Below are 20,918 nucleotides of genomic sequence, written 5' to 3' on the forward strand. Positions count from 1 at the left end.
CGACACCGACCGGACGGAGGCCCATGCAGCAGCTTCTCCGTCTGGCCGACGAATTCGGTCTCCGCGTGATCGAACGCGCAGGTCTCACCCCCGGGGGCTTCCAGCCCGTCACACGCACGATCCGGCTCGCCCCGGGGATGAGCAGGCGCACCGCCCGCAGCGTGCTCGCCCATGAGCTCGGTCACGCTCACCTCGGTCATCAGCCCACGTGGCAGGCAGCCCTTCGGGCTCGACAGGAGCGGCAGGCCGATGAGTGGGCCGCGCGACGCCTGATCACGCCGGCGGCGTACGCAGCGGCGGAGCAGCTCCGCGGCACACATCTGGCCAGCCTGGCCTTCGAGCTCGACGTCACGATCGAGATCGTCCTCGCGTTCCAGCAGGTGCTGCGCCGCGAGCACCTAGCAATCCCCGCCTGAGGGCCGGGCACAGCGGCCGACGCTGGTTGAATGACACCATGGCCTTCCACGTCGCCCCCGCCCCCGTCACTCTCACCGGCGAGCTCGTCGAGCTCCGCCCTCTCGACCGGTCGCACGTCGACGGCCTCGTCGAAGCGGTCTCCGAAGGCGACCTGTGGAAGACCGCCTGGTACACCTCGGTTCCGGCGCCCGACGGCGTCGCGGCCGAGGTCGACCGGCGCCTGAACCTCGTCGCCACCGGCGAGATGGTGCCCTTCACGGCCTTCGACGCCGCCGGACGCGTGCTGGGACTGACGTCGTTCTACGACATCGTCGCCGACGTCCCCCGACTGCACATCGGATACACCTGGAACCGGCCGTCCGCTCATGGCACGGGCACCAACGCGGAGTCGAAGCTGCTGCTCCTCCGCCACGCCTTCGAGACGCTGGGGGTCTTCCGGGTCGGGCTGACGACCCAGTGGGTGAACTTCCAGTCCCGCGCCGCGATCGAACGACTGGGCGCGAAGCAGGACGGTGTGATGCGGGCCATGAGCCGCTACCGCAACGGCGCACTCCGCGACAGCGTGGAGTACTCCATCATCGAGCCGGAGTGGCCTGCTGTGCGGGCGAACCTCGAAGCGAGGCTCGCCCGGCGACGGTGAGCGCGGGGCGCCGCCCCGCGGCGGTCACTCGGTCGGGCTGCCGGTCCAGTTCTTGGAGCGACGCGTGGCCGAACCGCGCTGGCGCATCGCGAACCCGAGAGCCAGCGAGACGAGCAGGATGCCGCCGACGAAGGTGAGCGCGGCGAGCGTGTCCGGCATCTCGTGGGCGATCCCCAGCAGCCAGAAGCCTCCGAGGAACATGATCATGAAGAAGAGAAAGCTGAGGATCACGGGATCTCCTGTCGTCGGTGCTCTACCAGGATAGCCCGGACCCGGAAAGGCCCTGTGCCGCCGCCCGCATCTCTGATGGAGTCGGAGCATGGACACCTCCCTCACCGCCCTCGCGATCTCCTGCACCCTCAAGCCCTCCCCCGCGTCGTCGAGCTCCGATCTGCTCGCGCGTCAGCTGCTCGATGCCCTCGCCGAGCACGGGGTCACGGGTGACCTCGTCCGTGCCGTCGACCTCGACATCCGCCCCGGCGTCGAGAAGGACATGGGCGACGGCGACCAGTGGCCGGCCCTGCGTCAGCGCATCCTCGATGCCGACATCCTCGTCTTCGTCACGCCGACGTGGATGGGACAGCACTCGAGCGTCGCCCAGCGCGTGCTGGAGCGCCTCGACGCCGAGCTCAGCGAGACGGACGAGCGGGGCCGCCCGATCCTCTTCGACAAGGTCGCGATCGCCGGCGTCCTCGGGAACGAGGACGGCGCCCACCACATCTCCGCGATCCTCTTCCAGGCGCTGAACGACATCGGCTACACGATCCCGGCCCAGACGTCGGTGTACTGGAACGGCGAGGCCATGCAGACCGTGGACTACAAGGACCTCGATGAGACTCCGGAGGCCGTGAGCTCCGCGATCGCGACCGCGACCCGCAACGCCGCGCACCTCGCCCGGCAGCTCACCGCGCAGGCGCACCCCGCCGAGTAGCGGAGGCGTTCAGTCGGCGGGACCGTCGACGACCTCGTCCACGAGGCTGATGCCTCCCGACGAGCTCGCCTCGACCATGAGGGCCTGGATCCACTTGACGTTCAACTCCGGCGTCTCCGGCTCCGAGAAGGTGAAGCGCAGCGGGATCGACGGATGCAGCCAGATCGTCGAACGTCCCGGCACGTCGCCGTCGGGGTGCTTCCAGGAGAGCGTGAAGCTCTCGTTCCGGCGGAGTTTGGTCGCGATCGCGACCTTCAGATGGGCCAGGGCGCGGTCCTCGATCTGGATCTCGCTGCCGGAGCCGTACTGCATGGTTCCCATCCCCCGACTCTACGGCCCCGAGCGGGCGGGACGCGAGGAGCGACACTCGCGCGCGTCTCCGGTGTGCCCGTGCGGCCGAGACGGCCGGAACCGCTCGCCGGGAGCGGCACGGAGGCGTCAGCGAAGGAGACCCGCGCTCACCGCGACGGTCATCCGGCGGCGCGACGCTGGAGGAGCTGGCGCACGTGCGCCTCGATCTCCGCGTCGTCGACGAAGCCCATGCGGGCGTACGGGGATTCCGCCGCTGCCGCCGGCGCCGCCGGGAGGCTGACGGGCGCTGCCGGCGCCATCTCCTCGGCGCGGGCGCGGAGCGCGGCGACCCGAGCAGCCTTGCGGCGCTCCTCCTGCGCATCGATCTCGGCGCGAGCCGCCTGGGCGCGCGATCCCGTGACCGACACCATCGGCTCCGGGAGCGGACGCGGAGTCCAGGTGGCGGGGCCCTGGTCATGCAGGGCCGGAGCGACCCTCTCCGCGACGGTCTCGACGGCAGCGGGCTGCGGACGACGGGCAGCGCGCACAGCGACCGCGGCCATCCGCTGCAGGACGATGGTGGCGATGAGGGCTGCCACCCCGCCGCTCCAGAGGAGCACCGCTCCCCCGGTGGCCAGGAGCTGCCAGATGCCGAGCCCGACGGCGGCGAGGCCGAGGAGGAGCGCGCCGGTCGCCGTCAGCCGCACGCGTCGGCGTGCACGGGCGCGACGGATCACGGGATCGGCCCGCGTGGCGGCGAGTTCCTGGCGGAGGGCCTCGAGCTCCGCGGCTTCCCGCTGGGCCTGCAGCCGCTTCGCGAGCTTCTGCTGCGCGACGACGGTACGGGCGTTGAGCTCCATGTGCACCTCGCTGGGCGTCTCGCTCGTCTCGGCGAGGATCCGCAGCGCCTGATTGAGCCGCACGGCGTTCCGCTCGGCCGCGTTGTACTGGAAGCGCCCGCGCCAGGAGGGCAGCAGGTACAGCATCCACAGGAGCACGGCGACGAGCACGATCACTCCCCCGCTCAGCACCGGCCCGTCCATAGGACAACGGTAACGGCGGCGGACCGGCCGCGCCGTGCAGTCGGGGCGCGTGTCGCGGCGTGTCCTTCCGCAACGGGCGATGTCAGAGGCTGATGCGGTCCGCCGGGGGGATCGTCGCCGCGTGCGGCGGCACCTGTCCGTGGATCCACCGGGCGAGCACGCCCTGCGGAACCTCCTCCTGCGTGAGGGCGAAGGCGTAGTGGTCGCGCCAGTCCCCGTCGATGTGGATGTACCGCCGGCGCAGCCCCTCGTACCGGAAGCCGAGCTTCTGGACCACGCGAAGGCTCGCGGCGTTCTCGGGCCGGATGCAGATCTCCATCCGATGCAGCCCGTACTCCGTGAAGCAAGCGTCGGTCGCGAGCGCGACCGCGGTCGGGGTGATCCCCCGCCCCGCGAAGCGCTCGCTCACCCAGTAGCCGATCGTCGCCGAGCACAGCGAGCCCCGAGCGACGCCCCAGACGTTCAGCTGCCCGGCGACCTCACCGTCGTACTCCATGACGAACGGGTAGCCGCCGCCATCCCGGTACTGCTGGAGCAGCCGGCGGATGCTGACCCGCATGTCGAAGGACACCGCCCCGTGCGGGATCGTCGCCTCCCACGGCTGCAGCCACGCGCGGTTCGCGAGCAGCTCCTGCTGCAGAGGCCGCGCGTCCTTCGTCCGGATCAGACGCAGCTCGACCGGTCCGTGCCGCATCCCCGTCGACAGCTCCACGCCGCACCTCCGACGACCGCGAGGCGCCTAGAGGCGCTCCGCGAAGTCCTTGAGCCAGGGGCGCAGCTCCGAACCCAGGTCGTCGCGGTCGGCCGCGAGCTGCACGATCGCCTTGATGTAGTCCACGCGGTCGCCGGTGTCGTAGCGGCGGCCTCCGAAGACCACGCCGACCACGCCCGGTCCGCCGTCCGCCGTCGCGAGCTCCTGCAGGGCATCGGTGAGCTGGATCTCCCCGCCCTTGCCGGGCTCGGTCCGCTCGAGGATCTCGAAGACCGACGCGGGGAGCACGTAGCGTCCGATGATCGCGAGGTTGGACGGGGCGTCCTCCTTCGCGGGCTTCTCGACGAGGCCCGTGACACGAACGGCGTCCGACCCCTCGATCGGCTCGACGGCGGCGGCCCCGTACATGTGGATGCTGTCCGGGTCGACCTCCATGAGGGCGATGACGGCGGCGCCGGTGCGCTCGTGCTCCGCGATCATCTCCGTGAGCAGCGGGTCGCGCTCATCGATGAGGTCGTCGCCGAGCAGCACCGCGAACGAGCTGTCGCCGACGTGCGTCCGAGCGCGGAGCACGGCGTGGCCGAGACCCTTGGGCTCGCCCTGACGGACGAAGTGGATGTCGGCGAGGTCGCTCGACTTCATCACGCGCTCCAGGCGACCGGTGTCGCCCTTCTCCATGAGCTTCACCTCGAGCTCCGGCACGGAGTCGAAGTGGTTGGAGATCGCGTTCTTGTTGCGTCCGATGATCACGAGGATGTCCTCGATCCCGGCGTTCGCCGCCTCCTCGACGACGTACTGGATCGCCGGCTTGTCGACGACGGGGAGCATCTCCTTCGGCATCGCCTTCGTCGCGGGCAGGAATCGTGTCCCCAGCCCGGCAGCGGGAATGACAGCCTTGATCTTCTCGTGAGCCATTCCCACAGCCTACCGGTGGGGGCCGCCCTAGACTCGGACCATGGCTAACGACGTCGAGCACGCCAAGCGAGCCCTCCGCGCGGAGCTGCGCGAGCGGCGTCAGCTGCTGTCCGATCCCCAGCGCGAAGCCGCTGCCACGGCGATCGGCGAACGGCTGGACGCCCTCGTCGACGAGCTCGGCGCCCGCTCCGTCTCCTGCTTCCTCTCCACCACCACGGAGCCGGGCACCAGGGAGTTCGTCACCCGCGCGGTCCGCCGCGGGATCCGGGTGCTCCTCCCGGTCACCCGCTCCGACGGACTGCTGGACTGGGCGGTCGCCGACGACACCGACGAGATCGCGGAAGGCCTGTACGGGCTGCCCGAGCCCACCGGCGAGGTGCTCGGGCCGATCGCGGTGAACGACGTCGATCTGATGATCGTCCCCGCCGCCGCCGTCGACCGCTCGGGGATGCGCATGGGCTGGGGCCGCGGCTACTTCGACAAGACCATAGGCTCCATGGAGAAGTGCCCTCCGGTGTACGCGGTGATCTATGATTCCGAGGTACTCGACGAACTGCCGCGCGAGGTGCACGATCAGCCGGTCGACGGCATCGTGACCCCGTCGCAGACGCTGCATCTGTCGCCTCGGCGACGCTGACCCGCAAGGACCGCCATGCCCACCTACGCCTATGCCTGCACCGCGTGCGGGCACCAGTTCGACGCCGTCCAGAGCTTCTCCGACGACGCGCTCACGGTCTGCCCCGAGTGCGGCGGCGCGCTGCGCAAGCAGTACGGCTCGATCGGCGTGACCTTCAACGGCTCCGGCTTCTATCGCACGGACTCGCGCGCCAAATCCGGGGGTTCGAAGGATGCTTCGGCATCATCGAAGTCGGATTCGACGACGAGCGCCAAACCGGCCGCTGCGTCGACTCCCGCCTCGAACTGAGGCCCAGTCGACTTGGGGGTTTCCATGCTCAAAGGTTTCAAGGACTTCCTGCTCCGCGGGAACGTCATCGATCTGGCCGTCGCGGTCGTCATCGGCACCGCCTTCACGGCGATCGTCACAGCGGTCGTGAACAGCATCATCAACCCGCTCATCGCGCTCTTCCTCAAGGCGGACGCCGCGGGGCAGTTCGGCATCCAGGTTCCGAACATCTACGGCGAGACCGTCACGTTCCCGATCGGCGACCTCATCTCGGCGATCATCAGCTTCCTCGCGGTCGCCGCGGTCGTCTACTTCGTCTTCGTGCTGCCGATGAACACCTTCAAGGCGCACGTCGAGGCACGCAAGGGCACGCCCGCCGAGGAGCCGGAGGAGGAGCCGGCCGCCGCGACCGAGGCGGAGCTGCTCGTCGAGATCCGCGATCTGCTCAAGACCCAGCAGGGTCCGCGCGGCGTCTGACCGCACCGCGCTCACGACCCACGGCTCTCCTCGGAGGGCCGTGGGTCTTTCTCGTTCCGGGTGCGGCCGCCTCAGTAGTGCGGAGGCACGTCGCGGAGGAGCTGGTCGTCGTTGGGACCCTTCCGATCGCCGGGGGCGGACCGGCGCGGCGTCTCACCCCCCGGGACCTCCGGCGCCGGGTCGCTGCCCTCGACGGGCGTCAGACGCGCCCGCCGGGAGCCCGGCACCCGGACGACCCGCTGACGCGGCTCGTCACGGCCGTCAGTCATTCCGGTGGTCGCCGAGGTCGAGGGGCTGCGTGTCGTTCTCCGCGCGCGGGGCCGACTCCGAGATGCCGAGCACCGTCGCAATCCGGGACGCCACCGTGCGCGGGTCGCTGTAGAGGTCGAACGCGTGCACGCGGACGTAGTGCCAGCCGAGGCGGCGGAGCACATGCGGGCGCAGCCGGAGCGTCTCGCGCAGCGACTCCCCCCGGGACTCCGGATCGGACTCGATCACGACGGCCTTGCCGTTGTGCTGCGCCACGAGCGGCAGGAGCCCCCGGTAGTCGACGTCGACGGAAGCGCCGAGACGCCGGAGCTCCCTGGCCAGTGCGAGCGTGAGCGGGTCGGCCAGATCCTCCAGGCGCGCATCGCGGGCGCGCGCCGCGAGACCGCCGAGGATCGACATGAGCGTGGCTGCGCCGTGCTCGAGACGCCCGTCGTCGAAGGCCGAGGGGCGGATGGACGAGACGATCACCATGGAGCGCCGCGCCCGGGTCATCCCGACGGTCAGCAGCCGCTCGCCGTCCGGCGTCGACAGGTCGCCGAAGTCGCTGAGGACGCGGCCGTGCTTGGTGAGTCCGAAGCCGAGCGAGAAGATGACGCGGTCGCGGCTCTCGGCGACGGACTCCTCGAGCGTGAGCACGGCGAACGGCTCCGCGGTGTCGCGGGCGACGAAGTCGGCGACGTCGGAGCGGCCGGCGAAGGCGGCGGTCACGGCGGCCCGCACGCGCTCCGCGTGACGGGTGCTGGCGGTGACCACCATGAGCGACTCCGTCGGGCGGTGCACGGCGTGCTCGACGACGAGCGTGACGACGCGGGCGACCTCGGCGTCCGGGCTCTCGACGGCGCCGGACACGGGATCGGGCGTCCCGGTGCCCCCTTCGACGTAGTCGACGGTGAGGCTGCCCCGGCCGAGGTACGACCCCGCCCACGGAAGGGAGACGATCTCGCCGCCGTAGAACGCGTCGTTGATGAGCTCAGCGAGATCCTCGCCGCCGGCACGGTAGCTCCGGGTCAGCGTCATCACGGGGAACAGCTCGGACAGCCGCTCGAAGACGGAGACCTCGTCGAACGGGACCTCCTCCTCCCAGTCCTCCGCGGGGTCGACCGCGATGCGGAAGGGAGAGGGCCGCTGCGTGACCGGGTCTCCGAAGGCGAAGACCTGCCGGGCACGGCGGATCGCCGGCGCCGCCTCGGCGAGGTTGATGGCCGCGGCGTCGACGAGGAGCACGGTGTCGAACTCCACCGCGTCCGGGATCTCCGGGACGAGGTAGGGCGACGAGATCCAGACCGGAGCCAGGACGTCGACGAGGGTCGGCGCTGCGCTGACGACCTCGGCCGCCGTCGTCGCGGACTGCGTGAGGGCCCGGCGCAGGTTCTGCGACTGCTCGGGCTCGTCGACGATGGCGATGCGCCACTGGTTCGCGAGCTGCCAGGCGAGCAGCGGTCCCGCCATCGCCGCGTGCGCCTCGTCGACCAGCCGGAAGTCGCGCTCGAGGCGGTCGACCACCGCGGTGTTCGCTCCGAGCAGCGCGCGGTTGTCCTGCAGCGCGCGCTCGAGGAGGGACTGCCACCAGGCGAACTCGAGCTCGTCCCCCACCCGCGCTTCGGAGACATGGCGAACCGAGAGCTCGGTCAGCAACGGCTCCAGGCCGAGGAGGGCGAGCTTGTCACGCAGCTGCGCGCGCTCGACGAGGTTCTCGAAGACGTCGGACTTCGCGGCGAGACCCGCGAGCATGCGCACGAGTCGCGCGACCGGCAGCGAGGACAGCGGTTCGCGGCGGCCGAGTGCCGCGTCCAGCTCGGCCAGCTCGGCCTCCACCCGCTGCCAGGAGGCGAACACGTCGGCGAGGCCGAGCGGGATCTCCGGCGCGACGCCCGCGTCGACGTAGCGCTGCCACTGGGTGCGCTGGGTCTGGATGCGCAGCAGCGCCTCGTGCATCTCCGTCACGTGCACGCCGGGGCGGACGTACTCCTTGGCGAGGCGGCGGAGGCGGCGACGGTTCGCTCCGGACATCCCGGGTGCGTCCCGGCGGGAGCCGTGCGCCTGGATGAGCTCCCCGAGCGGACGCTCGAACACCGTCGGGCTGAACCGGTCGAGGGTGTCGCGGATGCCCTGCAGCAGCTCGAGGTAGTCGCCGAGCTCGTCGATCGTCGAGAACGGCCGCATGTGCGTCTGCGCGATGAGCTCGTAGCCGCGCTCCAGCAGGGCGGGCACGCTGACGGCATGGAGGCGCCCGGCGAGCTCGTGGGCGGCGCGGGCGGCCTCGGTGCTGCCGAAGGTGACGCCGTACCAGGGTGAATCGTTCGGTCCGACGCGGAACTCGCCGAGCCGTGCGGCCTGAGCCAGTGCGGCGGCCGCCTCGGTGCGATCCTTCGCGAGCCGGCGCAGGGCGTCCACGCTCAGTCGGGCGGTGGTCGACGGCGGGACCGGCAGGGACGCGAGACGGGTGAGGTGCCTGGTCGCGTCCAGGACGGAGGCGTCGAGGCCGGGGATCGGAACGGTCAGAGCGTCGCGATAGTCGCGGAGCACCGTGCGCAGCCGCACGAGCGCGTCGTCGACCTCGCTCACCTTGGGCGCGGTCGCCTTCTCGTTCCTGCCGATCGCACGGACGAGGTCGCGGCGCAGGCTCGCCGGGGACACCGCGAGGCTGTCGAGGCCGATGCCGGCGAGGCGGTGGCGCACGCCGTCGAGCGTCGACCGGCGGGCCGAGACGACGAGCACCTTCTTGCCGGCGCGGACGAGCTCGCCCAGCGCGTTGATGACGGTCTGCGTACCGCCGGTGCCCGGCAGCGTCGCCACCGTGAGGGAGTGACCGGCGGTGATGCGGGCCAGCACCGCCTCCTGCTCGGCATCCGCGTCGAGGAGGAGCGTGTCCGAGGCGGGCGCGCGGTCGTCCGGACCGACGTGGTGCGGGACGGCGCGCGGTGCCGTGACCTGCTCGCGATCGCCGACGTGGCCGCCGAGGGCGTTGAGGACCGGGTGGTCGAGGCTGCCGCCGTCCTGGGCCATGGCGCCAGCGACATCGGCGAAGGTGGAGACGACGAGTCGAGGCTCGACGGAGAACGTCTCGATCGATCGGGTCAGACCGCGCAGGCTGTCGATCACCGGCTGCGGCTTGAAGATGCCGCCGTCGTAGGCGAGCGCCGCGAGGGCTGAGGCGTCGAGCGACAGCCCGAAGTGCTCGCGGGCGACCCGGACGAGCTCCGGATTCACCTCGAACGCCCCCTGCAGCTTGAGCTCGAAGTCGGTGTGATGGCGGCGGATCGCGAGGGGTCGCAACAGGACAGGGGCGGCGAAGGTCGCCCCGCCGATGCGCCACCGCGCGACGCCGACGGCCAGGTGCACGGCTTCGATGCCGCGGACCGTGCGCAGCTCGGTGTTCTTGGCCGTGATGCGCTCGGCGGCCAGCCGCGCGGTACGCAGGCCCACCTCGTCGCGGAAGAGGTTGGAGAGGAGCGTCGACTTGCCGGTGATGAACTGCGGGAGACTGCCCGGGTGCGCCTTGGAGATGTCGATGCCGGATTCCGGCCCGTCGCGGAAGCTGCTCAGCGGCGAAGGGCCGCCCAGATCGGCGGCTTCGGCCCGCAGGCGCGTGCGCTCGGCCTCGGCGGCGTGCGCGATCCCGACTCCGGTGGACGAGTCGTGCAGGTCACCGAGGGACACAGCGTTGTCCACCGCTGTGCTGTTCGCAGACCTGCTTTCCCGTCGCCACACACTCACACCCTAGGCGCGACACCGTCGGAGATCGGTATCCACGGCGGGTTTCCGGTGAAAAACAGCCCGGCACCGCGCTCTGCCGACTACTCCTCCCCTCGTGTCCGCACGCTGCCGTTCTCCACCGAACGCGGAACCGCTCCGTCTCGCGCCGTTCTGCGCCCGGATTCGGCGGCCAGGATGGGGACATGACTTTCCGCTATGACTTCGCTCCGACGCCCTTCGGCGACGCCCTCGCGGTCTTCTCCGACGAGGGCATCGTGCGCTTCGACCTCTCCGAGTCCGCAGACCCGCAGGTGCCGTGGCTGCTCGAAAGCGTCTCGCGGCAGCTCGGTGCCGTCCCGGAGCCCGACCCGGGCGCGGCCGACGAGCTCGTGCCGCTTCTGGACGCGTACTTCGACGGCGACCCCGTGCGCTTCGACGAGCATCTGCGTCTCGACTGGCGTCTCGTGGAGGGTTTCCACCGGGCGGCGCTGCACACCGTGTGCGACATCCCCTGGGGCCAGACCCTGAGCTACGGGGAGGTCGCGGTGCTGGCCGGCCACCCGGGGGCGGCGCGCACCGTCGGGACGGCGTGCCGTCTCACGCCGTTCTCGATCATCGTGCCCGTGCACCGGGTCGTGCGATCCGACGGCTCCGCGGGGCACTACGGCGGCCATCCGGAGCGGAAGCGCTTCCTGCTGGACCTCGAGTCGCGATGAACCCCGCTCCTGGGGTGCGGGCCCGGCGAGTAGGCCGCCGGGCCCGCACCCGAGGAGGTCGCGTCAGTGGTCGACGGCCTTCTCCGCGCCGAAGCCGGTGAGCGAGCGCACCTCCATCTCGGCCGCCAGCTCGGGAGACTCGCGCCGCGTGCTGGTGACGGTTCCGAGCCAGCCGAGCGCGAACCCGAGCGGTATGGACACGATGCCCGGGTTGTTCAACGGCCAGACGGCGATGTCGATCCCGGGGATCATCGACGTCGGCGTACCGGAGAACACGGGCGACAGGATGATGAGGATGATCGCCGAACCGAGCCCGCCGTACATGCTCCACACCGCGCCCCGCGTCGTGAACCGGCGCCAGAACAGCGAGTAGAGGATCGTCGGCAGGTTGGCCGACGCCGCCACCGCGAAAGCGAGCGCCACGAGGAAGGCGATGTTCTGCCCCTGTGCCCCGATGCCGCCGACGATCGCGAGGATGCCGATGACGATCACGGTGCGACGGGCCACGCGGACCTCGCCGTTGGGATCGGGCTCGACCGGCTTCTCCGACGCGTCCTTCCGCCCCTTCTGGATGACGTTCGCGTAGATGTCGTGGGCGAACGACGCCGCCGCGGTGATGGTGAGTCCGGCGACGACCGCGAGGATCGTGGCGAACGCCACCGCGGAGATGAACCCGAGGAGCACGGGCCCGCCGAGCTTCAACGCCAGCAGCGGGGCGGCCGAGTTCACCCCGCCGGGTGCCGCGGCGATCACGTCGGCGCCGACGAGGGCGCCCGCGCCGTACCCGAGCACGAGGGTCAGCAGGTAGAACCCGCCGATCAGCCAGATCGCCCAGACCACCGACCGCCGTGCCTCCTTGGCCGTCGGCACGGTGTAGAAGCGCATGAGCACGTGTGGGAGACCCGCGGTGCCGAGCACGAGGGCCATGCCCAGCGACAGGAAGTCCCACGGATTGGCGCCGTACTGCAGACCGGGCGCCAGCACCGCCTCGCCCTTGTCGGAGTTGGCCACCGCCGCCTCCAGGAGGGTGTTCAGGCTGAAGCCGTTGATCGCGAGGACCCAGATTGTCATCGCCAGGGCACCGCCGATGAGGAGCACCGCCTTGACGATCTGCACCCAGGTGGTGCCCTTCATGCCGCCGATGAGCACGTAGACGATCATGAGGATGCCGACGACGGCGATGACGACCGACTGCCCGATGCGCCCGTCGATCCCCAGCAGCAGGGACACGAGACCGCCCGCCCCCGCCATCTGCGCGAGGAGGTAGAAGAAGCAGACCGCGAGCGTGGTGATCGCCGCCGCCATCCGCACCGGACGCTGCTTCAAGCGGAACGAGAGCACGTCCGCCATCGTGAACTTGCCGGTGTTGCGCATGAGCTCCGCCACGAGCAGCAGCGCGACCAGCCAGGCGACGAGGAATCCGATGGAGTAGAGGAATCCGTCGTACCCGTTGATCGCGATGGCGCCGCAGATGCCGAGGAACGACGCGGCGGAGAGGTAGTCGCCGGCGATCGCGAATCCGTTCTGGGGCCCGGTGAAGGAACGACCGGCCGCGTAGTAGTCGGCGGCCGTCTTGTTGTTCCGACTGGCGCGGATCACGATGAACAACGTCACCGCGACGAAGGCGAGGAAGATCGAGATGTTGAACACCGGGTTGATGTCGAGGGCGACATCCTCGGTGGCCGTGCGGATGATGGTCATGCGTCCGCCTGCGCCTTCTCGAGTTCTTCACGGATCTCGGACGCCAGGGGGTCGAGCTTCCTATTCGCGAATGCGACATACGCCATCGTGATGGCGAATGTCGTCACGAACTGACCGAGCCCGAAGAGCAGCCCGATGGTGATATCCCCCCAGACGCGCTGCGCCATGAAATCGCGGGCGAATGCCGCCAGCAGCACGTAGACGAAATACCACACGAGGAAGAACGCGGCGAGGGGGAAGATGAAGGACCGCTGCGTCCGTTTCAACCGCAGGAATCGAGGGGATTGCTCGACGGCGACATAATCGATCGCACCGTTCTGAGGGGTCGGAACCTGTTCGCTCATGGGGCCTCCTTGCCACATGTCCGCTGCACGCGCGGCTGTCGCCGCCCGAGTGGTAGGGTCGACGCTACGAAACGGGGAACGGTGCCGTCACCCCCGAAAGTAGGTATTCGTGAGCTCTCCGATCACCGTCGAATCCGAGGCGGAGCTCGTCGCCAACGCGGTGCGCGAGCTCGCGCGGCGCACGCGCTTCCCCGTCGCGTTCGGCGGGCTGATCGAAGAGGGCGTCGTGAGTGTCACGAGCATCGTCGGGGCCCGCACGCGTGCTCTCGACGGGCTCCGCGTGCGCCCCGAGCGCGGTCTCGGCGGCCGCGCCATGATGGAGCTGCGCCCGCGGATGACGAGCGACTACGGCTCCTCCCGCCAGATCACCCACGACTACGACGTCTTCGTGCTCGGCGAAGGTCTGCGGACGCTGCTCGCCCTGCCGATCGTCGTCCAGGGCCGCCCGCGCGGCGTGCTCTATGCGGGCGCCTGGGCCGAGGAGAGGATCGGCGGCGTGACGACGGCACCGGCGATGCAGGTCGCCCAATCCGTCGCCGATGAGCTGCGCATCCGTGACGAGGTGCAGCGCCGTCTGCGGGCCGCGTCCCCGTCGCCCGCCGCCGTCGCGCCGGCCCAGCGCGAGGAGTTGCGGGAGAGCTTCGCGGAGCTGCGCAGCATCGCCGCCACCGTCGACGACGCCGGCATCCGCGCGCGGCTGGCGCAGGTCGAGCGCCGACTGCTGACCCTCGCCGGCGACGACCTCCCGACGACGACCGGCCCCGTTCCGGTCATCCACCTCTCCCCGCGCGAGACCGACGTGCTCGCGTGCGCCGCCCTCGGATCGACGAATGCGGAGATCGCCGCGCATCTCGGTCTGCGGGAAGGCACCGTCAAGGCCTATCTCGGCACCGCGATGTCGAAATTGGACGCGTCGACGCGGCATGCCGCCGTGACCAAAGCACGTCGCGCGGGTCTGCTTCCCTGAATCGGGCATTCTCCGCGACCGCGTCATACGGCGCCATGAAGGAGCGGCTTTTGTTGTGCGCATTCCCGCCGCCGCGATAAAGTCGCCGTCATGGCGAGACGAATTGTGCACCAGCTGGTCGACGATATCGACGGCACCGTCCTGGAGGTCGGAGAGGGCGAGACCGTGCATTTCTCGCTGAACGGCACCTCCTACGAGATCGATCTGAATTCCGCGCACGCCGAGGAATTGCGCCAGGCCCTCGAGCCGTACATCACGGCAGGGCGTCGGGCGGGATCCGGTGCGTCCACCGGCGGAGGGCGCTCCTCGTCCTCCTCCTCGTCGCGGAAGCGGCCCTCACGCAACCCCGAGGTCGCGGCGATCCGCGCCTGGGCGAAGGAGAACGGGTACACGCTCTCGGAGCGGGGACGAGTTCCGGCCCCCATCCTGGACGCGTACCGCGCCGCTCATTGATCCGGTCCCGCCCCACCTCACGGTCGGGCGGGATCTTCGTGTGCGCCCTGCGCGGCCCACGGCTCGTCACGCAGGGTGATCTCCTCCGTCATGTCCTGGAGGAACCGGATCACCACATCGCGCTCCGCCGCCGACAACCGCGCGGCCGCGTAGAAGCGCTTGGCCTGCTGCCGCCCGACCGTCTCCATCGCGGCGTGCCTGGTCTCCGGAGTGATCGTGATCGCGAGGGCCCGTCGGTCTGTGGGATGCGGCGAGCGCCGGATGTGCCCGCCCTTCTCGAGCCGGTCGAGCAGCTTCGTCGTCGCTGCGGTCGAGACCCCGAGGTGATGGGCGATCCCGCTGGGGGTCGCCACCAGCGACCGATTCGCGCACACGATCAGATAGTGCAGCGCCCGCATGTCGGTCTCGTTCAGCTGCATGTACCGGCGCGACGCCTGCGACAGCCGCTGCTCGGCGTCGCGCAATCCGCCGAGCGCCTCCATGACGCGAGCGATCTGCCGCAGATCCTCCGGCGCGACGCCGGAGCGGTCGATGAGCGTGCTGCGCGGATCGCTGGCCTCGACGTCGTAGATCGCGCCATGGGTCAGGTCGTCCGGCCCCGCGGTCGCCGGCGCCTCGGCGACCGGGGTGGTGCGGGGCTCGGAGTGCATGCGATCATGTTACACACCAACAGCTTCATGCTAAGTTGATATTTCGCCAGGTTAGCTAAACGACGAGAGGGCGCCATGGACAACGTCACACTCCTCGCCGAAGACGGGACTGCCGTCGGCATCCTGCCCAAGAGCGAAGTCCACACGACCGACACGCCCCTCCACCTCGCCTTCTCCTGCTACGTGCAGGATCGGGAGGGACGCCTGCTCGTCACCCGTCGCGCCCTCGGCAAGCGCACGTGGCCCGGCGTCTGGACCAACAGCTTCTGCGGGCACCCGCAGCCCGGCGAGGACATGACCGACGCGGTGCGCCGGCGCGGCTCCGACGAACTGGGCATCCAGGTGACCGAGATCCGCCTCGCCCTCCCCGACTACCGCTACCGCGCCGTGGACGCGAGCGGCATCGTGGAGAACGAGATCTGCCCGGTGCACGTCGCCGTGATCGACGGGCAGCCCGCCGCGAATCCCGACGAGGTGGCGGAGTGGGAATGGGTCGACGTGGACGACCTGCTCGCCGCGGTCATCCGCACCCCCTTCGCCTTCAGCCCCTGGCTCGCGGAGCAGCTCCCGCTCCTCCGACGACACGGAGAGGTCTGAGCCATGGCCGTCACAGTGACAGAGGAAGACCTCGGCACCCGCATCGAGGCGGTGCTGCGACGACGCTTCGCCGAGCGCGCGGTCGCCGCCGAGCACTACGGGGCGGAGTTCGCCGCGCTGTGGCACACCGCGGCCGAGCACGCTCTCGGCGGGAAGCTCCTGCGTCCGCGGATGCTCATGGACCTCCTGTCCGCGCTCACCACGGCTCCCCTCACGGCGGAGGACACCGCCCGGGCGATCGACGTGGCCGCTCATGTCGAGCTCCTGCACTTCGCGTTCCTCCTGCACGACGACGTGATCGACGGCGACCTCACGCGCCGCCGCCGCCCCAACCTCATCGGCTCCCTCGTCTCCCGTCGCCCCGATGCCGGTGGCGAGGCGGCGCTGCATTGGGGCCGGTCGAGCGCCATCCTCCTCGGAGACCTCCTCCTGTCCAGTGCCGTGCTCGGGTTCGCCCGCGCCGACATCCCCGCCGCGCGACGGGAGCGGCTCCTCGCCCTCCTCGAGACGACGGTGTTCGAGACCGTCGCCGGCGAGCACTCGGACGTGGCCCTCAGCGACGGCATCATCGCGGCCGACCTCCGCACCATCCTCGCCACGAGCGCGTCGAAGACGGCCGCCTATTCGTTCGTCCTCCCCCTCCGCGCGGCGGCCATCCTGTCGGGGGCGTCGACGGCAGCCGAGGAGCAGCTGACCGAGATCGGCGGCCACCTCGGCCTCGCCTACCAGCTGCAGGACGACCTGCTGTGCGTGTTCGGGGATCCGGAGACGCACGGCAAGGACCCCTATTCGGACCTCCGCGAGGGCAAGGAGACCGCGATCATCGCCTACGCGCGGATGACCAGCCACTGGCCCAGCATCGAGCTGCGGTTCGGGGCCACCGACCTGAGCGTCGAGGACGCGGCGGAGATGCGCGACCGCCTCCGCGAATGCGGTGCGGAGGGCTTCGTCCGCGGTCTCGTGGAGGAGCAGCTCGCCGCCGTCTCGACGGTGCTCGCGGAAGCGGAGGAGGCGGGCACGCTCTCGGCCGATGCAGGACGCGTCGTCCTCGCGCTCGCCGACCGGATCGAGGGCCGCAGCCGATGACCGCGACCCCCGCCGAGCATCGCGACGACGCGGCGCTGCGCCGCTTCAGCCGCACCGCCGAGATCGCGACCTCCGATGTGATCCGCACCTATTCGACATCGTTCGGCCTGGCCACCCGCCTCCTCGGGCGACGTCATCGTCAGCACGTCCGGAACATCTACGCGATGGTGCGCATCGCGGACGAGATCGTCGACGGCGTCGCCGCCGAGGCCGGACTCGACGCGGGCGCCCAGGCGGCCGCCCTGGACTCGTACATCGCGGAGACCCATCGGTCGATGCGGACCGGCTACAGCAGCGACCTCATCCTGCACGCGTTCGCGCGGACGGCGCGCGAGTGCGGGATCGGCGAGGACCTCACCCGGCCGTTCTTCGACTCGATGCGCGCCGACATCGCGGGCGACTCCGGCTTCACGGCCTACGACGCCGACGCGCACGCCGCGTACGTCTACGGGTCGGCGGAGGTCGTGGGGCTCATGTGCCTCCGAGTCTTCCTCCGCGACGCCACGCGGACGCCGGCCGAGCTCGAGATCCTCGAGCGCGGGGCTCGGCGGCTGGGAGCCGCGTTCCAGAACGTGAACTTCCTCCGCGATCTGGCCGACGACACCGACCGCCTGCAGCGCGGCTACCTCGGCGGCTCAGCTCGTCTCACCGATGCCGACCGCGACTCCTGGGTCGACACCGTCCACCGTCAGCTCGCCGACGCGAGAGCTGCGATCCCGCTGCTCCCGAAGGACGCCCGTGCCGCGGTGCGCAGCGCCCTCGCCCTCTTCGCCGCCCTGACCCGGAAGGTCGCGCGGACGCCGGCCGCGGAGCTGTACCGCCGGCGGGTCCGCGTGCCGGATCCGATCAAGGCGCTGCTCGCCGCGCGGGCCGTCATCGTCACGAGCCTGGAGCGGGACCGATGAGCCGCATCGTCATCATCGGCGCGGGCGTGGCCGGCCTGGCCACGGCCGGGCTGCTCGCACGCGACGGCCATGACGTCGTGGTCCTGGAGAAGAACGACCGCGTCGGCGGACGGGCGGGCACCATCGAGCGCGACGGCTTCCGATTCGACTCCGGCCCCTCGTGGTACCTGATGCCCGAGGTGTTCGACCACTACTTCGCGATGATGGGCACGAGCACCGAGGAGCAGCTCGACCTGACCCTGCTCGACCCGGGGTACCGCGTCTTCCGCTCCCCCGAGTCCGGCGACGCTCCGGTGACGGTGCCCGCCGGACGGGACGCCGTCTCGGCGCTGTTCGAGTCGATGGAACCCGGCTCCGCCGCCGCGCTCGACACCTACCTCGCCTCCGCCCACGATGCCGGGGCGATGGCGAGGAGGTACTTCCTCTACAACCCGTTCACCCGGACCAGGACGCTGGCCGCGCCCGAGGTGGTGCGCGCGCTCCCTCGGCTCTTCTCGCTGCTCGGCACGCGCCTCCAGGCCTTCGCCGCCCGCCGCTTCCGGAACCCGGTGCTGCGCCAGATCCTGGGCTACCCCGCGGTCTTCCTCGGCACCGATCCCCGGACGGCCCCGGCGATGTACCACCTGATGAGCGCGCTCGACCTCGACCAGGGCGTGCTGTATCCGCAGGGCGGCTTCTGGCGCGTCGTCGAACGGTTGGCGGCGCTGGCCCAGGATGCCGGTGCCCGGATCGTCACCGGCGCGGAGGTCACCGGGATCCGCACCCAGGATGCCGACGGCGCGACCCATGCGACCGGGGTCGGCTGGACGGACCGCGACGGCCACCAGCACGTGGAGGACGCGGACATCGTGGTCTCCGGCGCCGATCTGCACCACACGGAGACGGCGCTGCTGCCCCCGACGTTGCAGTCCTATCCGGAGTCCTGGTGGGCGCGGCGCACGAGCGGGCCCGGCGGCGTGCTCGTGATGCTCGGCGTCCGCGGTGCCCTGCCCGAGCTCCCCCATCACTCGCTCTTCTTCACCGACGACTGGGATGCGAACTTCGACGCGATCTTCGGTCGCACCCCTGCCGTCCCCAGCCCGGCGTCCACCTACGTCTGCCGTCCCAGCGCCACCGACGCCGGGGTCGCGCCGGACGGGTACGAGAACCTCTTCGTACTGGTGCCGGTGCCGGCCGACGTCGATCTCGGGCACGGGGGAAGCGACCGCGCCGGCTCCGCGGCTGTCGAGAAGGCTGCGGACGCCGCGATCGACATGATCGAGACGTGGGCGGGGATCCCCGACCTGCGGGAGCGGATCGTCGTCCGGGAGACCGTGGGGCCGGCCGACTTCCGCGACGACTACCACTCCTGGCGGGGCGGGATGCTCGGGCCCGCGCACATCCTGACGCAGAGCGCGATGTTCCGCGCGCAGAACGCGTCCCGGCGCGTGCAGGGGCTGTACTACGCCGGAGCGACCACCGCCCCCGGTGTGGGCGTGCCGATGTGCCTCATCAGCGCCGAGATCGTGCTCAAGCGCATCCGAGGCGACCACTCCCCCGGTCCGCTGCCGGAGCCGGCCCCACGCCCGACGAGCGTGGAGCGGGCATGATGGGCGCGATCTACCTGGCCGCCCTGCTCGTCTCCCTCGGCTGCATGCTGCTGCTGGACTGGCGGTTCCGCCTGTTCTTCTGGCGCGATGCCGTGGCGGCGACCGTCGTCACCGCCGTCGGCCTCGCCTTCTTCCTCGTCTGGGATGTGGCCGGTATCGCGGCGGGGATCTTCTTCCGCGGAGAGGCGGCGATCGCCACAGGCATCGTCCTGGCCCCCGAACTCCCTCTCGAAGAGCCGATCTTCCTCGTCTTCCTCGTCGTGTGCACGATGGTGCTCTACGGCGGCGCCGTGCGCGTCCTGGAGCGCCGCTGCGGCACTTCCGAGGCGGAAGGAGCGGCGCGATGACCTACCTGCAGCTGTCCGCCGTGTTCCTCGCGGTCGCCGTCCTCGCCGCGGTCGCGCTCGGCGTCGCCGCGCGCCGTACCCCGCACCTCGGCGCCCTCGCGCTGACCGCCCTCGCCCTTCTCGTGCTGACCGCCGTGTTCGACACCGTCATGATCGCCACCGGACTCTTCCACTACGCGCCCGGCCCGCTCGCCGGCCTGCACATCGGGCTCGCCCCGATCGAGGACTTCGCCTACCCGCTCGCCGGCGTGCTGCTGCTCCCCGCGCTGTGGACCGCCCTCCGCGGGCGCCGCTCCCGTACACGCGCCGCCGCCCGGACGGAGGAGCAGGCATGACCGATCAGACGTCTCGCACCGGCGGCCTTGGCCGCGACATCGCCCAGATCGTCCTCTCCTCCCGACCGATCAGCTGGATCAACACCGCCTTCCCCTTCGCCGCCGCCTACCTGTTGAGCACCAGGGAGATCGACGCGACGTTCGTGATCGGCACGCTGTACTTCCTCATCCCGTACAACCTCGCCATGTACGGCATCAACGACGTCTTCGACTACGCCTCCGATCTGGCCAACCCCCGCAAGGGCGGGATCGAGGGCGCCCTGCTGTCCCCGCGGATCCACCGTGCGACGCTGTGGGCGGCGGCGGTCACGAACGTGCCCTTCCTCGTCTACCTGTTCGCGGTCGGCACTCCGGCATCCTGGCTGTGGCTCGCCGTCACCGTCTTCGCGGTCCTCGCCTACTCGGCACCGGTGCTGCGCTTCAAGGAGCGTCCCTTCCTGGACTCCGTGACCTCGAGCACCCACTTCGTCAGCCCCGCCCTCGTGGGCCTCTCCCTCGCCGGAGCCCCCGTCACCACGACCACCGTCCTCGTCCTCGTCGCCTTCTTCCTTTGGGGCATGGCGGCCCATGCCTTCGGCGCCGTGCAGGACATCGGACCCGATCGCGAGGGCGGCATCTCGTCCATCGCGACCGTCATCGGCGCCAGGGCCACCGTCCGGCTCTCCCTCGTGCTCTGGACGATCGCCGGCACCGCGATGCTGCTGACCCCCTGGCCCGGACCGCTCGCCGCCGTGCTTGCGCTTCCCTACATCGTCAACGCCGCGCCGTGGTGGAACGTCACCGACGAGACCTCGGCCGGCACGAACCGCGCCTGGCGCCGGTTCATCGCGCTGAACTACATCGCCGGCTTCCTCGCCACGATGATCCTCATCCTCGCCTGGGTCTCCTGACCCCGCGCCGCCTCCCCCCGCCACCGCTCCCGAAAGGACCCC

General features: G+C 70.8%; 26 protein-coding genes. 16 read left to right on the forward strand and 10 right to left on the reverse strand.

All coding sequences use genetic code 11. The annotated features are described in order from the left end of the window. The first annotated feature begins 23 nt into the window (after positions 1-23). Together D8M34_RS05310 and D8M34_RS05315 are read left to right on the forward strand one after the other, a co-directional pair. Positions 24-416 (forward strand): ImmA/IrrE family metallo-endopeptidase, encoded by a 393-nt coding sequence (locus D8M34_RS05310; RefSeq protein ID WP_126893350.1) that lies wholly within the window; start codon positions 24-26, stop codon positions 414-416. Positions 417-454: 38 nt separating this feature from the next. After that, entirely contained in the window at positions 455-1,057 is a 603-nt protein-coding gene (locus D8M34_RS05315; protein ID WP_126893351.1) for a GNAT family N-acetyltransferase, read from the forward strand. A gap of 24 nt (positions 1,058-1,081) precedes the next feature. Here the strand turns inward: D8M34_RS05315 and D8M34_RS05320 are convergent, their stop codons facing one another. Continuing rightward, positions 1,082-1,288: a hypothetical protein gene (locus tag D8M34_RS05320; RefSeq protein WP_025105563.1), complete on the reverse strand. Its 207-nt coding sequence runs from the start codon at positions 1,286-1,288 to the stop codon at positions 1,082-1,084. A gap of 88 nt (positions 1,289-1,376) precedes the next feature. Here D8M34_RS05320 and D8M34_RS05325 point away from each other — a divergent pair, with 88 nt between their 5' ends. Continuing rightward, positions 1,377-1,988: a flavodoxin family protein gene (locus tag D8M34_RS05325; RefSeq protein ID WP_126893352.1), complete on the forward strand. Its 612-nt coding sequence runs from the start codon at positions 1,377-1,379 to the stop codon at positions 1,986-1,988. A gap of 9 nt (positions 1,989-1,997) precedes the next feature. On the opposite strand, the gene D8M34_RS05330 is transcribed toward D8M34_RS05325, so the two are convergent. From D8M34_RS05330 to galU, 4 genes are all read right to left on the reverse strand, one after another. Continuing rightward, positions 1,998-2,309, reverse strand: a complete 312-nt coding sequence (locus D8M34_RS05330) for a DUF7882 family protein (RefSeq protein ID WP_025105561.1) — start codon at positions 2,307-2,309, stop codon at positions 1,998-2,000. 149 nt (positions 2,310-2,458) lie between these two features. Then, positions 2,459-3,322: a hypothetical protein gene (locus tag D8M34_RS05335; protein ID WP_126893353.1), complete on the reverse strand. Its 864-nt coding sequence runs from the start codon at positions 3,320-3,322 to the stop codon at positions 2,459-2,461. Positions 3,323-3,404: 82 nt separating this feature from the next. Next, entirely contained in the window at positions 3,405-4,016 is a 612-nt protein-coding gene (locus tag D8M34_RS05340) for a GNAT family N-acetyltransferase (RefSeq protein WP_060921801.1), read from the reverse strand. A gap of 45 nt (positions 4,017-4,061) precedes the next feature. Next, positions 4,062-4,949 carry a UTP--glucose-1-phosphate uridylyltransferase GalU gene (galU, locus tag D8M34_RS05345; RefSeq protein WP_060921777.1) on the reverse strand — a complete coding sequence of 296 codons (888 nt, stop codon included), beginning with the start codon at positions 4,947-4,949 and terminating at the stop codon, positions 4,062-4,064. 40 nt (positions 4,950-4,989) lie between these two features. Between galU and D8M34_RS05350 the strand changes: the two genes are divergently transcribed. From D8M34_RS05350 to mscL, 3 genes are read left to right on the forward strand one after another with little or no spacing between them, the layout of a single operon-like run. Beyond that, positions 4,990-5,586, forward strand: a complete 597-nt coding sequence (locus D8M34_RS05350) for a 5-formyltetrahydrofolate cyclo-ligase (protein WP_025105557.1) — start codon at positions 4,990-4,992, stop codon at positions 5,584-5,586. Between the two features lie 15 nt (positions 5,587-5,601). Then, a complete protein-coding gene (locus D8M34_RS05355) occupies positions 5,602-5,874 on the forward strand; it encodes an FmdB family zinc ribbon protein (RefSeq protein ID WP_025105556.1) in 273 nt (90 codons plus the stop codon). Positions 5,875-5,898: 24 nt separating this feature from the next. Then, entirely contained in the window at positions 5,899-6,330 is a 432-nt protein-coding gene (gene mscL, locus D8M34_RS05360; RefSeq protein ID WP_025105555.1) for a large conductance mechanosensitive channel protein MscL, read from the forward strand. A 71-nt stretch (positions 6,331-6,401) separates the two neighbouring features. On the opposite strand, the gene D8M34_RS05365 is transcribed toward mscL, so the two are convergent. After that, complete coding sequence (locus D8M34_RS05365; protein WP_025105554.1) at positions 6,402-6,599, reverse strand: hypothetical protein; 198 nt, start codon at positions 6,597-6,599, stop codon at positions 6,402-6,404. Further along, entirely contained in the window at positions 6,592-10,272 is a 3,681-nt protein-coding gene (locus D8M34_RS05370; protein WP_238695602.1) for an AAA family ATPase, read from the reverse strand. The genes D8M34_RS05365 and D8M34_RS05370 overlap by 8 nt, the downstream gene beginning before the upstream one ends. Positions 10,273-10,499: 227 nt before the next feature. Here D8M34_RS05370 and D8M34_RS05375 point away from each other — a divergent pair, with 227 nt between their 5' ends. Continuing rightward, a complete protein-coding gene (locus D8M34_RS05375) occupies positions 10,500-11,012 on the forward strand; it encodes a methylated-DNA--[protein]-cysteine S-methyltransferase (RefSeq protein WP_025105552.1) in 513 nt (170 codons plus the stop codon). 63 nt (positions 11,013-11,075) lie between these two features. On the opposite strand, the gene D8M34_RS05380 is transcribed toward D8M34_RS05375, so the two are convergent. Both D8M34_RS05380 and D8M34_RS05385 read right to left on the reverse strand, forming a co-directional pair. Further along, on the reverse strand, positions 11,076-12,713 hold the full coding sequence (locus D8M34_RS05380; protein ID WP_126893354.1) for a solute symporter family protein: 1,638 nt from the start codon (positions 12,711-12,713) through the stop codon (positions 11,076-11,078). Then, complete coding sequence (locus tag D8M34_RS05385; RefSeq protein WP_126893355.1) at positions 12,710-13,057, reverse strand: DUF485 domain-containing protein; 348 nt, start codon at positions 13,055-13,057, stop codon at positions 12,710-12,712. The genes D8M34_RS05380 and D8M34_RS05385 overlap by 4 nt, the downstream gene beginning before the upstream one ends. A gap of 109 nt (positions 13,058-13,166) precedes the next feature. On the opposite strand from D8M34_RS05385, the gene D8M34_RS05390 reads away from it, so the two are divergent. Both D8M34_RS05390 and D8M34_RS05395 read left to right on the forward strand, forming a co-directional pair. Beyond that, the gene (locus D8M34_RS05390) at positions 13,167-14,024 is read left to right on the forward strand and encodes a LuxR C-terminal-related transcriptional regulator (protein WP_025105549.1); all 858 of its coding nucleotides are present in this window, start codon (positions 13,167-13,169) and stop codon (positions 14,022-14,024) included. Positions 14,025-14,114: 90 nt separating this feature from the next. Then, entirely contained in the window at positions 14,115-14,477 is a 363-nt protein-coding gene (locus tag D8M34_RS05395) for a histone-like nucleoid-structuring protein Lsr2 (RefSeq protein WP_025105548.1), read from the forward strand. 17 nt (positions 14,478-14,494) lie between these two features. On the opposite strand, the gene D8M34_RS05400 is transcribed toward D8M34_RS05395, so the two are convergent. Beyond that, positions 14,495-15,127: a MarR family winged helix-turn-helix transcriptional regulator gene (locus D8M34_RS05400; RefSeq protein ID WP_025105547.1), complete on the reverse strand. Its 633-nt coding sequence runs from the start codon at positions 15,125-15,127 to the stop codon at positions 14,495-14,497. Between the two features lie 75 nt (positions 15,128-15,202). Between D8M34_RS05400 and idi the strand changes: the two genes are divergently transcribed. Genes idi through D8M34_RS05435 form a run of 7 tightly spaced genes read left to right on the forward strand, consistent with a single transcriptional unit; the run spans position 15,203 to position 20,876 of the window. Further along, a complete protein-coding gene (gene idi, locus D8M34_RS05405; RefSeq protein ID WP_025105546.1) occupies positions 15,203-15,724 on the forward strand; it encodes an isopentenyl-diphosphate Delta-isomerase in 522 nt (173 codons plus the stop codon). A gap of 3 nt (positions 15,725-15,727) precedes the next feature. After that, positions 15,728-16,810, forward strand: coding sequence for a polyprenyl synthetase family protein (locus D8M34_RS05410; protein WP_126893356.1), 1,083 nt, complete (start codon positions 15,728-15,730; stop codon positions 16,808-16,810). After that, a complete protein-coding gene (locus tag D8M34_RS05415) occupies positions 16,807-17,715 on the forward strand; it encodes a phytoene/squalene synthase family protein (RefSeq protein WP_126893357.1) in 909 nt (302 codons plus the stop codon). The genes D8M34_RS05410 and D8M34_RS05415 overlap by 4 nt, the downstream gene beginning before the upstream one ends. Further along, a complete protein-coding gene (gene crtI / locus D8M34_RS05420; protein WP_126893358.1) occupies positions 17,712-19,304 on the forward strand; it encodes a phytoene desaturase family protein in 1,593 nt (530 codons plus the stop codon). The genes D8M34_RS05415 and crtI overlap by 4 nt, the downstream gene beginning before the upstream one ends. Beyond that, positions 19,304-19,651, forward strand: coding sequence for a lycopene cyclase domain-containing protein (locus D8M34_RS05425; RefSeq protein WP_202976250.1), 348 nt, complete (start codon positions 19,304-19,306; stop codon positions 19,649-19,651). Before crtI ends, D8M34_RS05425 begins: the two co-directional genes overlap by 1 nt. Beyond that, on the forward strand, positions 19,648-19,986 hold the full coding sequence (locus tag D8M34_RS05430; RefSeq protein WP_126893359.1) for a lycopene cyclase domain-containing protein: 339 nt from the start codon (positions 19,648-19,650) through the stop codon (positions 19,984-19,986). The genes D8M34_RS05425 and D8M34_RS05430 overlap by 4 nt, the downstream gene beginning before the upstream one ends. After that, positions 19,983-20,876, forward strand: a complete 894-nt coding sequence (locus D8M34_RS05435; RefSeq protein WP_126893360.1) for a prenyltransferase — start codon at positions 19,983-19,985, stop codon at positions 20,874-20,876. The genes D8M34_RS05430 and D8M34_RS05435 overlap by 4 nt, the downstream gene beginning before the upstream one ends. Positions 20,877-20,918: the final 42 nt, after the last annotated feature.

The sequence above is a fragment of the Microbacterium sp. HSID17254 genome (assembly GCF_003989315.1).
Lineage (GTDB): Bacteria > Actinomycetota > Actinomycetes > Actinomycetales > Microbacteriaceae > Microbacterium.

What these genes read in the sequence shown, in the direction of transcription:
- D8M34_RS05310 (WP_126893350.1), top strand. Translation starts at nt 24, where the DNA reads ATGCAGCAGCTTCTCCGTCTGGCCGACGAATTCGGTCTCCGCGTGATC.
- D8M34_RS05315 (WP_126893351.1), top strand. Translation starts at nt 455, where the DNA reads ATGGCCTTCCACGTCGCCCCCGCCCCCGTCACTCTCACCGGCGAGCTC.
- D8M34_RS05325 (WP_126893352.1), top strand. Translation starts at nt 1,377, where the DNA reads ATGGACACCTCCCTCACCGCCCTCGCGATCTCCTGCACCCTCAAGCCC.
- D8M34_RS05330 (WP_025105561.1), bottom strand. Translation starts at nt 2,309, where the DNA reads ATGGGAACCATGCAGTACGGCTCCGGCAGCGAGATCCAGATCGAGGAC.
- D8M34_RS05335 (WP_126893353.1), bottom strand. Translation starts at nt 3,322, where the DNA reads ATGGACGGGCCGGTGCTGAGCGGGGGAGTGATCGTGCTCGTCGCCGTG.
- D8M34_RS05340 (WP_060921801.1), bottom strand. Translation starts at nt 4,016, where the DNA reads ATGCGGCACGGACCGGTCGAGCTGCGTCTGATCCGGACGAAGGACGCG.
- galU (WP_060921777.1), bottom strand. Translation starts at nt 4,949, where the DNA reads ATGGCTCACGAGAAGATCAAGGCTGTCATTCCCGCTGCCGGGCTGGGG.
- D8M34_RS05350 (WP_025105557.1), top strand. Translation starts at nt 4,990, where the DNA reads ATGGCTAACGACGTCGAGCACGCCAAGCGAGCCCTCCGCGCGGAGCTG.
- D8M34_RS05355 (WP_025105556.1), top strand. Translation starts at nt 5,602, where the DNA reads ATGCCCACCTACGCCTATGCCTGCACCGCGTGCGGGCACCAGTTCGAC.
- mscL (WP_025105555.1), top strand. Translation starts at nt 5,899, where the DNA reads ATGCTCAAAGGTTTCAAGGACTTCCTGCTCCGCGGGAACGTCATCGAT.
- D8M34_RS05365 (WP_025105554.1), bottom strand. Translation starts at nt 6,599, where the DNA reads ATGACTGACGGCCGTGACGAGCCGCGTCAGCGGGTCGTCCGGGTGCCG.
- D8M34_RS05375 (WP_025105552.1), top strand. Translation starts at nt 10,500, where the DNA reads ATGACTTTCCGCTATGACTTCGCTCCGACGCCCTTCGGCGACGCCCTC.
- D8M34_RS05380 (WP_126893354.1), bottom strand. Translation starts at nt 12,713, where the DNA reads ATGACCATCATCCGCACGGCCACCGAGGATGTCGCCCTCGACATCAAC.
- D8M34_RS05385 (WP_126893355.1), bottom strand. Translation starts at nt 13,057, where the DNA reads ATGAGCGAACAGGTTCCGACCCCTCAGAACGGTGCGATCGATTATGTC.
- D8M34_RS05395 (WP_025105548.1), top strand. Translation starts at nt 14,115, where the DNA reads ATGGCGAGACGAATTGTGCACCAGCTGGTCGACGATATCGACGGCACC.
- D8M34_RS05400 (WP_025105547.1), bottom strand. Translation starts at nt 15,127, where the DNA reads ATGCACTCCGAGCCCCGCACCACCCCGGTCGCCGAGGCGCCGGCGACC.
- idi (WP_025105546.1), top strand. Translation starts at nt 15,203, where the DNA reads ATGGACAACGTCACACTCCTCGCCGAAGACGGGACTGCCGTCGGCATC.
- D8M34_RS05410 (WP_126893356.1), top strand. Translation starts at nt 15,728, where the DNA reads ATGGCCGTCACAGTGACAGAGGAAGACCTCGGCACCCGCATCGAGGCG.
- D8M34_RS05415 (WP_126893357.1), top strand. Translation starts at nt 16,807, where the DNA reads ATGACCGCGACCCCCGCCGAGCATCGCGACGACGCGGCGCTGCGCCGC.
- crtI (WP_126893358.1), top strand. Translation starts at nt 17,712, where the DNA reads ATGAGCCGCATCGTCATCATCGGCGCGGGCGTGGCCGGCCTGGCCACG.
- D8M34_RS05425 (WP_202976250.1), top strand. Translation starts at nt 19,304, where the DNA reads ATGGGCGCGATCTACCTGGCCGCCCTGCTCGTCTCCCTCGGCTGCATG.
- D8M34_RS05430 (WP_126893359.1), top strand. Translation starts at nt 19,648, where the DNA reads ATGACCTACCTGCAGCTGTCCGCCGTGTTCCTCGCGGTCGCCGTCCTC.
- D8M34_RS05435 (WP_126893360.1), top strand. Translation starts at nt 19,983, where the DNA reads ATGACCGATCAGACGTCTCGCACCGGCGGCCTTGGCCGCGACATCGCC.